Below are 13,302 nucleotides of genomic sequence, written 5' to 3' on the forward strand. Positions count from 1 at the left end.
GTCCGAGGTGTCAAGCAAGCGCTTTCCGGGGCGGGGAAACGCCAGGACGGTACTGAAACTTTCGGTCTCATCCGAACTGCCGGGAAACCGTCACCGGGCCCCGTGAGGGCCTCGGCGCGCCCTCGCGGGGGAGTCGCCGCCCGGTGTCACGGGGAAACCGGGCGCGCTCCGCGAAGGAACCGCCAGGGCGAAGGAGCCGACAGAGCACAGGAACCGGGAGCCTCGTATCAGCATGTGTCGTGATTCTTCCGACTTGTCTCGATGTCAGGAACTACTGTCGCGGGCATGGTTGAACACGATGTCCTCGATGCCACCCGTGAGGCCTACGATGCCGCCGCCCCCCTGTACGCGCAGTTGTTCCGCGAGGAACTGCGTGACAGGCCCATGGATCGCGCGATCTTGGGTGCCTTCGCCGAGGTCGTGAGCGCGGGTGGCGACGGTCGGGTCGCGGACCTGGGGTGCGGACCCGGCCATATCACCGCTTATCTGGATGAGCTTGGGCTGACGGTGTCCGGCGTCGACGCGTCTCCCGCGATGATCGAACTGGCTCGGCAGGCCTATCCGGGTCTGCGGTTCGAGATGGGCTCGATGGCCGCGCTGGACATCGCCGACGGCGTGCTGGGCGGCGTACTATCGCGGTGGTCCGTCATCCACACCCCACCGCGAGAGCTTCCCGTCATCTTGGCGGAGTTTCACCGCGTACTGGCACCCGGAGGTCACCTGCTGATCGGCTTTTCGGCGAGCGATGATCCGTCTCACCCGACACAGGTCTTCGACCACTCGGTCGCACCGGCGTACCGGTGGTGGCCGGATCACCTCGCCGCGATGCTGCGCGAGTCCGGGCTCGCCGAGGTGGGCCGGATGGTGCGTCAGCCTCAGCCCACCGACCGACGGCAATTCCAGGAGATCCACCTGCTCGCCCGCAAAGGGTAGGGCGCCGGTCGTGTAATCCGATGTGGGCAAGGAAGTCGGGCCGCCGACACCCGGGGCCACGGGTGCCGGCGGCGGTGCGGGTCCTGTCCGGTGCGGAGTTCGTTCACTTCCGTGCGGAGTTCGGTCATCTCCGCCCGGAGGCTGTCCTGGCCGGTGCGGAGCTTGTCCAGTTCCGTGCGGAAACCCGTGAGTTCTGTACGGAAGCCCGTCATCTCCGTGCGGAAACCGGTCATCTCCGTCCAGAGTTCCGTGGTCACGGTTCGCAGGTCTTTCAGGACATCCAGGATCCCTGCGTTGATCACCTTGCTCTCCTGGCTCTGCGCGCGGAGCGCGGCGACGTCTGTCTCCAGGACGCGCAAGTGGATGTCGGGCGTGTCCAACTTGTCTTTCTCCTTGCCCTTGTACCAGCGGGGGGACCGGCCCTGGCTCCGTGGCGTGGAGGGCGCTCACGGGGAGAGGTGTTCAGGCGGCGTCGCCAGACTACTGACTGTCATGGATTCGTCGCCGCCCGTGTTCGCGTTCTGCGGTTGTCTCGCGTCGGCCGGTGGCGGGGGTGGGTTTCGCACCCCGGGAGGATGTGGCTTGCACCGGGTGGAAAAGAACGACCACCCGTCGCGTGTTCGCGGGAACGGCGGCGGGTGGTCGCGAGAAGCAGGGGAGGGGTCAGGCGACCTTGGACCTGGGGGCGGAGAAGGTGTTGCAGGAGCCGGGGGTCTCCTGATCGAAACCGCGGGTCACCCAGTAGGCGACGTTCTTGGCGGTCCCGTGGGTGGCCGTGCTGTAGGCGGCGCTGAGGACGTACTTGAAGTCCGACTCCTCACGGTTCAGGGAGTGCCAGATGCTGCCGATGAAGGCGCCGCTCAGGCACTCGGCCTGGAGTTCGATCTTGCGCAGCTCGCGCAGCACCGCCTTCTCGTTCTTGTAGTCCCGGGAGGCGAAGGCCGTCATGATCCCGGAGAGCTGCTGGACGTGGTGGCCGTACTCGTGGGCCAGGGTCTGCAGCAGGAACAGCTCGGTCGCCTGGGAGAGGATCTCCTTGTTGAGGTAGAAGGTGATCTTCTTGTTCACCGGGCAGTAGACCGCCTGGGCGTCCTTGGGGAACTTGCCGCAGCCGGTCGGGACGCCGATGCGCGAGGTGACCGCGAACCTGGGCTTGGAGAAGGGCAGTCTCACCTTGGCGAACTGGTACTACCAGCCCTCGTTGAGGCAGTCCAGGGCGAAGTCGAGATAGATCTCCGCGCTCTCCCGGTCGTCGTTGTAGACCGGCTGCTCAGGGCAGGCATCCGGTTCGAGCTTGCCCGTCTTGTAGATCGGGTTGGCGGTCAGGGCGGCCTTGCCCGTGGGCACGGGCGCGAGCCGCCCGCCGCTGATCTCCGCGCCCGCCGTACCGGCGAGCAGCGTGCTCACGAGCACGCCGGAGAGCAGTGCGATAAGGGGGATGCGCATGATTCCCAACCCTAGGGAAGGTTCAAGAGGGGGTAAAGCCGATATGCGGCCACGCTTGGAAAGCGTGGCCGCATATCGCGGGGTTCGTGCCGAGGATCAGAGGTGTGGGAGGCGCTGAAGATCAGGTGGTGCGGGGTGTGCCGGGGTCAGGCGACGCGGCCGGTCGGGGCCGACCAGGTGTTGCAGGCGGAAGGAGAGCCCGCGTTGAAGCCGCGCTCCATCCAGTAGGCCTGGCTGCGGCCCTTGCCGTGGTCGTTCTTGGGCCAGTTCTTGTGCCCGTTGGCGCTGACCCAGCTGACCATCGCGTCCCAGTGCGCCGGATCGACCGGCAGGTCGTCGGCGGCCTGACGCAGGAAGGCGGAGCCGAGGCAGTCGGCCTGCAGTTCGAGGCGGCGGGAGAAGGCGAGCTTGGTGGACGAGGAGGCCCGCCAGATGCTGCTGCTGTAGTAGTTGATGATCCCCGCGAGGTGTTGCACGTGGTGGCCGTACTCGTGGGCGATGAACTGGGCGTGGTTGGGCACGAAGGGGTTCTTCAGGACCTCACGCGTGACACCGATGTAGATGGTGCGGTTGCTGGAGCAGTACATCCCTCCGGCGCTGCTGGGCCACCGACCACAGGGGGTGGTCACCTTGGTGGTGGAGGAGAAACGCAGGTTGGGGTGGGAGAACGACAGGTTGGTCTTCCTGAACTGGGTCTTCCAGGCCCGGTTCAGACAGCGAACCGTCTTGGTGACGAAGGTCCGGTAGGAGGCCGCGCTCCCCGCGCGGATCTGTCCGGCCTGGCAACGCATCGTGGGCAGGGTGCCGGTGCGGTAAAGAGGGCTCGCCGTCGCGGCGGCCCGGCCGCGCGGAGGCGCCTGCCTCCCCGCGGAGGTGGCCGTGCCCAGTGCCGTCTCGGCGGTCGGCGCGACCTGCTGCGAGGTCAAGGTCGCGGTGGCCGACGAGGCGGAGGCGCCGGCTGTATCCAGGGTCATCACCAGGGCAAACGTCAACGAGACGGCAACAAGCGATGATAGTTGCCTAAAGGGGAGAGTTTTCATGGTGAGGCAAAGGTTATTGCAACTGTGGATAAAACGTGCAGAATCGCCGCTCCTGGGGGGTGCGTCCCCCATCGCAACTAGACTCGTCGTGACGTTGACTGGACAGAGGGGATGATTCCGTGAGCGAGCGGACCGGGCAGCCTGGAAATCTTCTGGAGTCGGTCAAGGGGCCAGGGGACCTCAAGCGCCTGGCGGCGGACGAGCTACCGGTCCTCGCCGCCGAGATCAGGGACCTCCTGATCGCCTCCACCGCCCGCAGCGGCGGCCACCTCGGTCCCAACCTCGGCGTCGTCGAGCTGACGATCGCGATGCACCGGGTCTTCGACTCGCCGCACGACCGCATCCTGTGGGACACCGGTCACCAGGCGTACGTCCACAAGATGCTCACCGGCCGGGCAGGGCAGTTCGACACGCTTCGCCAGGAGGGCGGCCTGTCGGGTTACCCGAGCCAGGCCGAGTCCGAGCACGACATCATCGAGAACTCCCACGCCTCGACCGCGCTGTCGTACGCCGACGGCCTGGCCAAGGCGTACCGGCTGCGTGGCGAGGTCGACCGCACGGTCGTCGCGGTGATCGGGGACGGGGCGCTCACCGGCGGCATGGCCTGGGAGGCGCTCAACAACATCGCGGCGCGCAAGGACCTGCCGCTGATCATCGTGGTCAACGACAACGGCCGCTCCTACTCGCCGACCATCGGCGGACTCGCCTCGCACCTGGCCTCCCTGCGCACCGACCAGCGCTACGAGGACGTGCTCGAGTTCGTCAAGGGCAACCTGACGAGGGTCCCCGTGGTCGGCGCCCCCGTCTACGACGCCCTGCACGGCGTCAAGAAGGGTCTCAAGGACGTCCTCGCCCCGCAGGTCATGTTCGAGGACCTCGGCCTGAAGTACATCGGCCTCGTCGACGGCCACGACGAGCAGGCCGTGGAGTCCGCACTGCGCAGGGCCCGCGACTTCCGCCGCCCGGTCATCGTGCACGTGCTCACCAAGAAGGGCTTCGGCTACTCCCCGGCGGAGAACCACGACGAGGACTGCTTCCACTCGCCGGGTGTCTTCGACCCGCTCACCGGTGAGGAGAAGCCGAAGCCGCACGGCTGGACCAACGTCTTCGGCCAGGAGATGGTGCGCCTGGGCGCCGAGCGGCGCGACATCGTGGCGATCACCGCCGCGATGCTCGGCCCCACCGGCCTCATCCCGTTCTCCGAGGCCTACCCCGACCGTCTCTACGACGTCGGTATCGCCGAGCAGCACGCCCTGACCAGCGCCGCCGGTCTGGCGCTCGGCGGTCTGCACCCGGTGGTGGCCGTCTACGCCACCTTCCTCAACCGGGCCTTCGACCAGCTCCTGATGGACGTCGCCCTGCATCGGCTCCCGGTCACGGTCGTGCTCGACCGGGCGGGCGTCACCGGCGACGACGGCGCCAGCCACAACGGCATGTGGGACCTGTCGATCCTGCAGGTCGTCCCGGGCCTGTCGGTCGCCGTCCCCCGCGACGAGCCCCGCCTGCGCGAGCTGCTGGCCGAGGCCGTGGAGATCGACGACGGCCCGAGCGTTGTGCGCTACCCCAAGGGGGCGGTGGCCACCGAGACCGAGGCGGTCGGACGCCTCGGCGAGATGGACGTGCTGCGCGCGGGCGACCCCGACGTGCTGCTCGTGTCCGTGGGGCCGATGGCCGAGCTGTGCCTGGAGGCCGCCGACCTCCTCGACGCCCAGGGCATCTCCGCCACGGTGGTCGACCCGCGCTGGGTCAAGCCGTTGGACGAGGCCCTGGTGCCGGCCGCCCGCGCTCACAAGCTGGTCGTGGTGGTCGAGGACAACGGCCGGGTCGGCGCGGTCGGCGACGCGGTCGCCCGCATGCTGCGCGACGCCGACGTGGACGTCCCGGTCCGCACGTACGGCATCCCGCAGCGCTTCCTCGACCACGCCAAGCGCCCGAAGATCCTCAGCGAGATCGGCCTGACCTCGCAGGACATCGCCCGTCAGATCACCGAGGCGATCGCGAAGCGCTCCGCGGACCTGGAGAACCACCCGAGCCGCTGAATCGCGTCCCTTCCGTCCGCGCGGTACCCCCGACCGCGCGGCCCCTTTCGTTCGCGCGGTACCCCCGACCGCGCGGCCCCTTTCGTTCGCGCGGGCCCGGGTAGCCCGCGCCGATCCGGGTCAACCGGGGATCCTCTCGCTCGCGTCGCCGGAGCCGGCCGTGTGACCCGAGCCGTCGGCGTCACCCGCGCCCGCCGCCTCGAGCGTCGGGCGGGTACGGTGATTGATCACGACGAGGCCTGCGACCACGACCGCCACGCACACGAGGATCGGCACCAGCAGGTGCCGGTTCTGCTGCAGGGCCTCACCCGCGAGGGAGCCCAGCCACAGGTAGACGGTCACCCAGGCCGCGCCGCCCGCGAGGGTCCAGCGGATGAAGCGCACGTACGGCACGCTCAGGGCCCCGGCGACGATCGGGGTGAGCGAGCCGGCCACAGGCAGGAAGGGGGCGGCCGCCAGGGCCGGGCCGTTGCCGGCGCCGGTGCCCGTGGCCAGCCGCTCGGCCCGCGACCAGCGCCGCTCGCCGATTCTGCGTCCGACGCCGCTCAGGCGCAGCCGCGATCCGTACCGGCGGCCGACGAGCCAGCCGCCGGTGGCGTACAGGGCGTACCCGGCGCACCCGGCGACCGCCACCGCCGCGATCTCCCACGGACCCGCCAGCGCCGCCCCCGCCACGAGGACCGCCGCGACCCCGGGTATCAGCGAGCCCGCCACCGCCAGCACCGCGAGGAGTATCGAGCCGACCAGGTACGGAGACGACGACTGCAGCATGTCCAGGAGCATGTCCCCAGAATCGCGGTCGGGAGCGGCGGACGGCATCGGGGGCCTTCCCCTAGACAACCCCGACTTTCAAACAACTTTAAGTTCGCCGTTCGGCCGCCGATCCAATGGGCATGTGACCTGCGACACAGAACCGGCGGTCGAGGAGGGGCCATGGGGGTCTTGCGCGTCAAGTCGGTGGAGCAGTCGATCTCGGACACCGAGGCGCCGGAACACCGGTTGCGCAAGGATCTCAGCGCGCTGGACCTCACCGTCTTCGGCATCGGCGTCGTCATCGGCACCGGCATCTTCGTACTCACCGGCCGGGTCGCCAGGGAGATGGCAGGGCCCGCGGTGGCCCTGTCCTTCGTGGTCGCGGGCATCGTCTGCGCGCTGGCGGCCCTCTGCTACGCCGAGTTCGCCTCCACCGTCCCGGTGGCCGGGTCCGCCTACACCTTCGCGTTCGCCACCCTCGGTGAGTTCCCCGCCTGGATCATCGGCTGGGACCTCACGCTGGAGATGATGCTCGGCGCCGCGGTCGTCGCGGTCGGCTGGTCGGGATACCTCACCTCGCTGCTGGCGTCCCTGGGGATAACACTGCCGGAGACGATCGCGGGGGAGGGGGCGGCGTTCAACCTGCCCGCCGCGCTGATCGTGCTGGTTCTCACCGCGATCCTGGTCGTCGGGATCAAGCTGTCGTCCCGGTTAAACCTGATCATCGTCACGATCAAGCTCGCGGTGATCCTGCTGGTCGTCGTGGCGGGGTTGTTCTTCGTCAGGGGCGCCAACTACTCGCCGTTCGTCCCGCCGTCGAAGTCGACCCCGGCCGTGGAGGGCCTGTCCGCGCCGCTGATCCAGGTGCTGTTCGGGATCAGCCCGGTGGCGTACGGGGTGCTGGGCATCTTCAGCGCAGCGGCCATCGTGTTCTTCGCCTACATCGGCTTCGACGTGGTCGCCACCGCGGCGGAGGAGACGCGCAACCCGCAGCGGGACCTGCCCATCGGCATCCTGTCCTCGCTCGCCATCTGCACGGCGCTGTACGTCGTGGTCTCCCTGGTCGTCGTCGGAATGCAGCCCTACGGCCAACTCAGCGAGGCGGCGCCGCTCGCCGACGCGTTCAAGGCGGTCGGCCAGACGTGGGCCGCGTCGCTGATCAGCGTCGGCGCGCTGGCCGGCCTCACGACGGTCGTGATGATCCTCATGATGGGCATGTCGCGGGTGATGTTCGCCATGTGCCGCGACCACCTGCTGCCGGGCGGGCTGGCCAAGGTGCACCCCAAATATCGGACCCCGTACGTCATCACCATCATGATGGGTGTCGTCGTCGCGGCCCTGGCCGGGCTGGTGCCGCTGTCCACCATCGCCGAGTTGGTCAACATCGGCACGCTCTTCGCGTTCGTGGTGGTCTCGATCGCGGTGGTCATCCTCCGCCGCACCCGTCCCGACCTGCCGCGTTCCTTCCGCACCCCGCTGGTTCCGGTGGTTCCCGTCCTGTCGGTGCTCGCCTGCGTCTACCTGATGCTCAACCTCCCCGTGGAGACCTGGCTCAGGTTCGTGGCGTGGATGCTGCTCGGGATCCTGCTCTACTTCGGGTACGGCTACCGGCACAGCAGGCTGTCGGAGCGCTCGCGGTGACCTCCCTCTCTCGGCCCCTTCCGTTCCCGAAGGAAGGGGCCGAGAGAGGGAGACGTCAGGCGGGGACCGAGGCGACGCCCGGCGGCAGGAAGCGCGGTTCGGCGATGCCCGTCCGGTCCAGGTACGGGGTGACGCCGCCCAGGTGGAACGGCCAGCCCGCGCCGAGGATCATGCACAGGTCGATGTCCTGGGGAGCAGAGACCACGCCCTCCTGGAGCATGAGACGGATCTCCTCGGCCAGCGCCCGCAGCGCCCGCAGCCGCACCTCCTCCGCCGTCGACGGGGAGGTGCCGCCACCGAAGAGGGCGACCGCCTCGGGGTCCAGCGAGAAGTCCGGCGCGTAGACGCCGGGCTTGCCCGCCGCGACGAGCCGGGCGAGGTTCTCCGACACCCCGTAACGGGCGGGGAAGGCCTCGTGCATCGTCTCGGCGACGTGCAGCGCCACGGCGGGGCCGACGAGTTGCAGCAGCGCGAACGGGGTCATCGGCAGGCCCAGCCCGTCCAGCGCGTGGTCGGCGACCTCAAGCGGGGTGCCCTCGTCGACGGCGCCGATGACCTCGCCCATGAAGCGCGTCAGCAGGCGGTTGACCACGAACGCGGGCGCGTCCTTGACCAGCACGGACGACTTCTTCAGCGACCGGCCGACGGAGAAGGCCGTGGCGAGCGTCGCGTCGTCGGTCTTCGCTCCCCGTACGATCTCCAGCAGCGGCATCACCGCGACCGGGTTGAAGAAGTGGAAGCCCACGACACGCTCCGGGTGACGCAGCCCCGAGGCCATCTCGGTCAGCGACAGCGAGGAGGTGTTCGTGGCGAGCACGCACTCGGCGGAGACGACCTCCTCCACCTCGGCGAACACCTTCCGCTTGACCTCCATGTCCTCGAAGACCGCCTCGATGACGAAGTCGGCGTCGGCGAAGGCGTCCTTGGTCAGCGAGCCGGTCACCAGGGCCTTGAGCCGGTTGGCCTGGTCGGCGGAGACGCGCCCCTTGCCGAGCAGCTTGTCCACCTCGGCGTGGACGTATCCCACGCCCTTGTCGAGGCGGTTCTGGTCGAGGTCGGTCAGCACGACCGGGACCTCCAGGCGGCGCGCGAACAGCAGCGCCATCTGCGAGGCCATCAGGCCCGCGCCGACGACACCGACCTTGGTCACCTTGCGGGCCAGCGCCTTGTCGGGGGCGCCCGCGGGCTTCTTGGCCCGTCGCTGGACCAGGTCGAAGGAGTACAGGCCGGCGCGAAGCTCGTCGCCCATGAGGAGGTCGGCCAGAGCCTCGTCCTCGGCGGCGAACCCCTCGTCGCGCGACGCGGTGCGGGCCAGCTCGACCAGCTCCAGCGCCCGGTAGGGGGCCGGGGAGGCGCCGTGCAGCCTCATGTCGAGCAGGAAGCGCGCGTCGGCGACCGTCTTGGCCCAGTCGTCCCCGGTGTGGTCGGTACGGGAGACCGTCACCTCGCCGCGCAGCACCTGGGCGGCCCATCGCAGCGACTCCTCCAGGAAGTCGGCGGGCTCGAACATCGCGTCGGCGACGCCGAGCGCGAACGCCTCCCCGCCCTTGATCATGCGGTTCTGCGCGAGCGGGTTCTCGACGATCAGCTTGACGGCCGCGGCCGGGCCGATCAGCCGGGGCAGCAGCTGGGTGCCGCCCCAGCCGGGGACCAGGCCGAGGAAGCACTCGGGCAGCGCCACCGCGGCCACGCCCGAGGAGATGGTCCGGTAGGTGCAGTGCAGCGCGACCTCCAGGCCGCCGCCCATGGCCGCGCCGTTGACGAACGCGAACGAGGGCACGTCCAGCTCGCCGAGGCGGCGGAACACGTCGTGCCCCAGCCTGCCGATCCGCAGCGCCTGCTCCCGCTCGGAGACCAGCGCGGCACCCTTGAGGTCGGCGCCGACGGCGAAGACGAACGGCTTGCCGACGACACCCACGGCCGCCAGGTCGCCGCGCCCGGCGACCGCGTCCAGGGCCTCGCCCAGCGAGGTCAGCCCGGCGGGGCCGAACGTCGAAGGCTTGGTGTGGTCGAAGCCGTTGTCCAGCGTGATCAGTGCCATGGTGCCCGCCCCGTAGGGCAGTTCCACGTCGCGCACGGCCGCCCGGGTGACGACCTCGTCGGCGAAGAGCTCCGTGATGTCCGTCTTGCTGTCCGTCACTTCTCGCCCTCCCAGCCGAGGTTCTCCCAGATGACCGTTCCGCCCATGCCCAGGCCCACGCACATCGTGGTCACGCCGTAGCGGACGTCGGGGCGCTCCCCGAACTCGCGGGCGAGCTGCGTCATCAGACGCACCCCGGAGGAGGCGAGCGGGTGGCCGAAGGCGATGGCGCCGCCGTAGGGGTTCACCCGGGGGTCGTCGTCGGCGATGCCGAAGTGCTCGAGGAACGCCAGCACCTGCACGGCGAACGCCTCGTTGATCTCGAACAGTCCCATGTCGGAGATGGAGAGCCCGGCCAGCCGCAGGGCCCGCTCGGTGGACGGGATCGGCCCGACGCCCATCACCTCCGGGTCCACGCCCGCGAAGGCGTACGAGACGAGGCGCATCTTCGGCGCGAGGCCGAGCTCCTCCGCGACGTCGGCGGCGGCCATGACGCAGCCGGTGGCGCCGTCGTTGATGCCGGAGGCGTTGCCCGCGGTGACCCGGCCGTGCGGGCGGAACGGGGTCTTCAGTCCGGCGAGGCCCTCCAGCGTGGTACCGGGGCGGGGAGCCTCGTCGGCCGTGGCCAGCCCCCAGCCCTTCTCGGCGGACCTGGTCGCCATCGGGACCAGGTCCTCGGAGATCCTGCCGTCGGCGTACGCCTTGGCGACCTTTTCCTGGGAGGCGAGGGCGAAGGCGTCCGCGCGGTCCTTGGTAATGGAGGGGTAGCGGTCGTGGAGGTTCTCCGCGGTCATGCCCATGACGAGGGCGGATTCGTTCACGAGCCGTTCGGCCAGGAAGCGGGGGTTGGGATCGACGCCCTCGCCCATGGGGTGGCGGCCCATGTGCTCGACGCCACCGGCGATGGCGACGTCGTAGGCGCCGAAGGCGATGCCGCCGGCGACCGAGGTCACCGCGGTCATCGCGCCCGCGCACATACGGTCGATCGAGTAGCCGGGCACGGTCTTGGGCAGCCCGGCCAGGATCGCGGCGGAGCGGCCGAGGGTGAGGCCCTGGTCGCCGATCTGCGTGGTGGCCGCGATGGCCACCTCGTCGACGCGCTCGGGAGGCAGATTCGGGTTTCGCCGGATCAGCTCGCGGATGACGCGGATCACCAGGTCGTCGGCGCGTGTCTCGGCGTACAGGCCCTTGGGGCCCGACCTGCCGAATGGTGTGCGCACACCGTCGACGAATACGACGTCACGAGACGAAGGCACGGATTCGCTCCTCGTTGCTGGATGGCTTCCCCACCATGCTACTCGTCAGTAACAAGGTTTGGTGCGGCCGGGCGGGTGGGAGGTGGGTAAGTTGTCCCCAGGAGTGTGCGGGCTCACGCCCCACCTCGCGGGCCCGTGTCCGGGGTGCGGGGCGGGGATAACTCTGACAGACTTTGGAAAACGCTTTCCAGGAGGTTGTCGGTGGTCACGCTTGAGGATGTCGCCCGGCACGCGGGCGTCTCGCTCGCCACGGCGTCGCGGGTGCTCAACGGCAGCACCCGGCAGGTGGGCGCACCCCTGCGGGCCAAGGTGGAGCTGGCCGCCGCCGAGCTGGGATACCGCACCAACGTGGCCGCGCAGACCCTCGCCAGGGGCGCGAGCAACGTGATCGGCCTGGTCGTCCACGACCTCACCGACCCCTACTTCGCCGCGATCGCCGACGGGGCGATGCGGGTCGCCGAGAGCCAGGGGCTCATGGTCATGATCGGCACCACCCACCGCGATCCCGAGCGGGAGATCGCCTACGTCTCGACGCTCAACGCCCAGCGGGTCCGTGCCGTGCTGCTCGTCGGCTCCCGGGTCACCGACCCGCGGACGACCCAGAGGCTCCGGGCGGAGCTCGACCGCTACCGGGAGTCCGGGGGCCGGGTCGCCTGCGTGGGTCAGGACCTGCTCGGCGTCGACACGGTGGTGCCGGACAACCGCCGGGGCGCCGCCGAGCTGGCCCGCGCTCTCGCCGGGCTGGGACACAGGAACTTCGCGATACTCGCCGGGCCCGACTGGCTGATCGCGCCCAGGGACAGGGTGGAGGGCTTCACCGGCGCGCTGGAGGAGCTCGGCCTGCCCGCGCCGCGCGTCCTGCACGGCACCTTCGACCGGGAGGGCGGCTACGCGGCGGCCACCCGGACCTCCGGGGTCACGTGCGTCTTCGCCGTCAACGACGTGATGGCGGTGGGCGCCCTCGCCTCCTTCAGAGACCGGGGCGTCCGGGTGCCCGAGGACATGTCCGTGGCCGGGTTCGACGACATCTCCACCCTGCGCGACCTGGTTCCCTCGCTGTCCACGGTGCGGCTGCCGCTCGCCGACATGGGCGCCCGTGCGCTGGAGCTCGCCCTCGGCCCGTCCGAGGAGGTCAGGGCCGAGGCCGTGGTCGGCGAGGTGATCCTCCGGGAGAGCAGCCGCGGCCTGGGATGACATGACAGACGGCCGGGGTCTGGGATGACACGACAGGCGGCCACGGCCAGGGGTGACACGACAGGCGGCCCGGACACCCCTGGGGTGGTCCGGGCCGATCGTGTGTCACAGGGGAACGCGGTAAAGAGGGGACGCCGGGGAGGAGGGTCAGCGCATGCCGGGAACGGGGTTTCCCTGCTCGTTGATCGGCGGGACCATGATCTGCCCGCGCAGCCAGCGGATCGTCCTGATGACCCCGTCACCGTATCCGGGAGAGTGCTGGCGCCCCCGGCCGAGCTGCCGGGACACGTCCTCGGCCGCGCTCTCCTCCATGCCGAGGTTGAGGCCGGTCGGTCCGTGCATGGGGCGAGGCGTGTTGCGGACCGGGGACTTCCTGCGGGTGCCGAGCACCCATTCGCACACGGCGGCGGTGCCCGCGCACCACTCCTTCTCCCACTCGCCCGCAGCGTTGGGCCGGCCCTGGCGGGCCAGCTCGGCGACGGCGGCGATCTCGGCCTCGGTGCGCAGGATCACCCCGCGCCCGCCGACCAGGTGCCCCCAGCCCTCCGAGGAGCGGCGGCCGGGGATGGGCAGGCCGTCCTTGGCGCCGATCAACCAGTTCAGGGTGCTGATCACCCCGTCGGCCGGCAGGACCCGGCCCTCGCGCGGAACTCGCTCGGCGGCGTCGATCTCGGCGCGCGCCTCGGCGAGGGTGGGCGGGGATCCCGAGGAGGGACGACCGCTGATCGGCGCCTGCTCCCGCTTTCCCAGTGCCCAGAGAATCGCCTCTCCCTGGCCTGAGGGGGCGGAGTCGGGGTTGGCGGTCTCCCACTCCCTGATCGCCTCCAGTACGGCCATCACGTGTTCCGGCGGCCGCTGTATGGCGGGGCGGGCTTCGCTTTCTGCGGTCGTCATACCCCTACCGTACGAGTACCTGACAC

Annotated in this window: 12 protein-coding genes; 4 read left to right on the plus strand and 8 right to left on the minus strand. The window is 70.0% G+C overall.

Annotated elements, in window-relative coordinates; translation table 11 throughout:
* Positions 1-285 precede the first annotated feature (285 nt).
* Positions 286-933: a methyltransferase domain-containing protein gene (locus tag ACIBH4_RS00795; protein ID WP_362767724.1), complete on the plus strand. Its 648-nt coding sequence runs from the start codon at positions 286-288 to the stop codon at positions 931-933.
* Here ACIBH4_RS00795 and ACIBH4_RS00800 read toward each other — a convergent pair.
* From ACIBH4_RS00800 to ACIBH4_RS00815, 4 genes are all read right to left on the minus strand, one after another.
* Positions 876-1,313 (minus strand): hypothetical protein, encoded by a 438-nt coding sequence (locus ACIBH4_RS00800; RefSeq protein WP_362767727.1) that lies wholly within the window; start codon positions 1,311-1,313, stop codon positions 876-878. The genes ACIBH4_RS00795 and ACIBH4_RS00800 overlap by 58 nt on opposite strands.
* Before the next feature lie 283 nt (positions 1,314-1,596).
* On the minus strand, positions 1,597-2,106 hold the full coding sequence (locus ACIBH4_RS00805; protein ID WP_362767729.1) for a neutral zinc metallopeptidase: 510 nt from the start codon (positions 2,104-2,106) through the stop codon (positions 1,597-1,599).
* 15 nt (positions 2,107-2,121) lie between these two features.
* Positions 2,122-2,379, minus strand: a complete 258-nt coding sequence (locus ACIBH4_RS00810) for a hypothetical protein (RefSeq protein WP_362767732.1) — start codon at positions 2,377-2,379, stop codon at positions 2,122-2,124.
* Between the two features lie 146 nt (positions 2,380-2,525).
* The gene (locus ACIBH4_RS00815; protein WP_362508783.1) at positions 2,526-3,353 is read right to left on the minus strand and encodes a neutral zinc metallopeptidase; all 828 of its coding nucleotides are present in this window, start codon (positions 3,351-3,353) and stop codon (positions 2,526-2,528) included.
* A gap of 185 nt (positions 3,354-3,538) precedes the next feature.
* Between ACIBH4_RS00815 and dxs the strand changes: the two genes are divergently transcribed.
* Positions 3,539-5,458, plus strand: a complete 1,920-nt coding sequence (gene dxs / locus ACIBH4_RS00820) for a 1-deoxy-D-xylulose-5-phosphate synthase (RefSeq protein ID WP_362508780.1) — start codon at positions 3,539-3,541, stop codon at positions 5,456-5,458.
* A gap of 120 nt (positions 5,459-5,578) precedes the next feature.
* Here the strand turns inward: dxs and ACIBH4_RS00825 are convergent, their stop codons facing one another.
* Positions 5,579-6,241 carry a VTT domain-containing protein gene (locus ACIBH4_RS00825; protein ID WP_362767735.1) on the minus strand — a complete coding sequence of 221 codons (663 nt, stop codon included), beginning with the start codon at positions 6,239-6,241 and terminating at the stop codon, positions 5,579-5,581.
* Positions 6,242-6,391: 150 nt separating this feature from the next.
* Here ACIBH4_RS00825 and ACIBH4_RS00830 point away from each other — a divergent pair, with 150 nt between their 5' ends.
* Positions 6,392-7,852, plus strand: coding sequence for an amino acid permease (locus tag ACIBH4_RS00830; RefSeq protein WP_362508774.1), 1,461 nt, complete (start codon positions 6,392-6,394; stop codon positions 7,850-7,852).
* Positions 7,853-7,907: 55 nt separating this feature from the next.
* On the opposite strand, the gene ACIBH4_RS00835 is transcribed toward ACIBH4_RS00830, so the two are convergent.
* Together ACIBH4_RS00835 and ACIBH4_RS00840 are read right to left on the minus strand one after the other, a co-directional pair.
* Positions 7,908-9,992, minus strand: coding sequence for a 3-hydroxyacyl-CoA dehydrogenase NAD-binding domain-containing protein (locus tag ACIBH4_RS00835; protein WP_362767738.1), 2,085 nt, complete (start codon positions 9,990-9,992; stop codon positions 7,908-7,910).
* Positions 9,989-11,188, minus strand: a complete 1,200-nt coding sequence (locus ACIBH4_RS00840) for a thiolase family protein (protein WP_362508769.1) — start codon at positions 11,186-11,188, stop codon at positions 9,989-9,991. Before ACIBH4_RS00840 ends, ACIBH4_RS00835 begins: the two co-directional genes overlap by 4 nt.
* 201 nt (positions 11,189-11,389) lie before the next feature.
* Here ACIBH4_RS00840 and ACIBH4_RS00845 point away from each other — a divergent pair, with 201 nt between their 5' ends.
* Positions 11,390-12,382: a LacI family DNA-binding transcriptional regulator gene (locus ACIBH4_RS00845; protein ID WP_362508766.1), complete on the plus strand. Its 993-nt coding sequence runs from the start codon at positions 11,390-11,392 to the stop codon at positions 12,380-12,382.
* 147 nt (positions 12,383-12,529) lie between these two features.
* Here the strand turns inward: ACIBH4_RS00845 and ACIBH4_RS00850 are convergent, their stop codons facing one another.
* Positions 12,530-13,276, minus strand: coding sequence for a hypothetical protein (locus tag ACIBH4_RS00850; protein WP_362508763.1), 747 nt, complete (start codon positions 13,274-13,276; stop codon positions 12,530-12,532).
* Positions 13,277-13,302 lie beyond the last annotated feature (26 nt).

Origin of the sequence: Streptosporangium sp. NPDC050284, assembly GCF_044459525.1 — a bacterium.
Lineage (GTDB): Bacteria > Actinomycetota > Actinomycetes > Streptosporangiales > Streptosporangiaceae > Streptosporangium.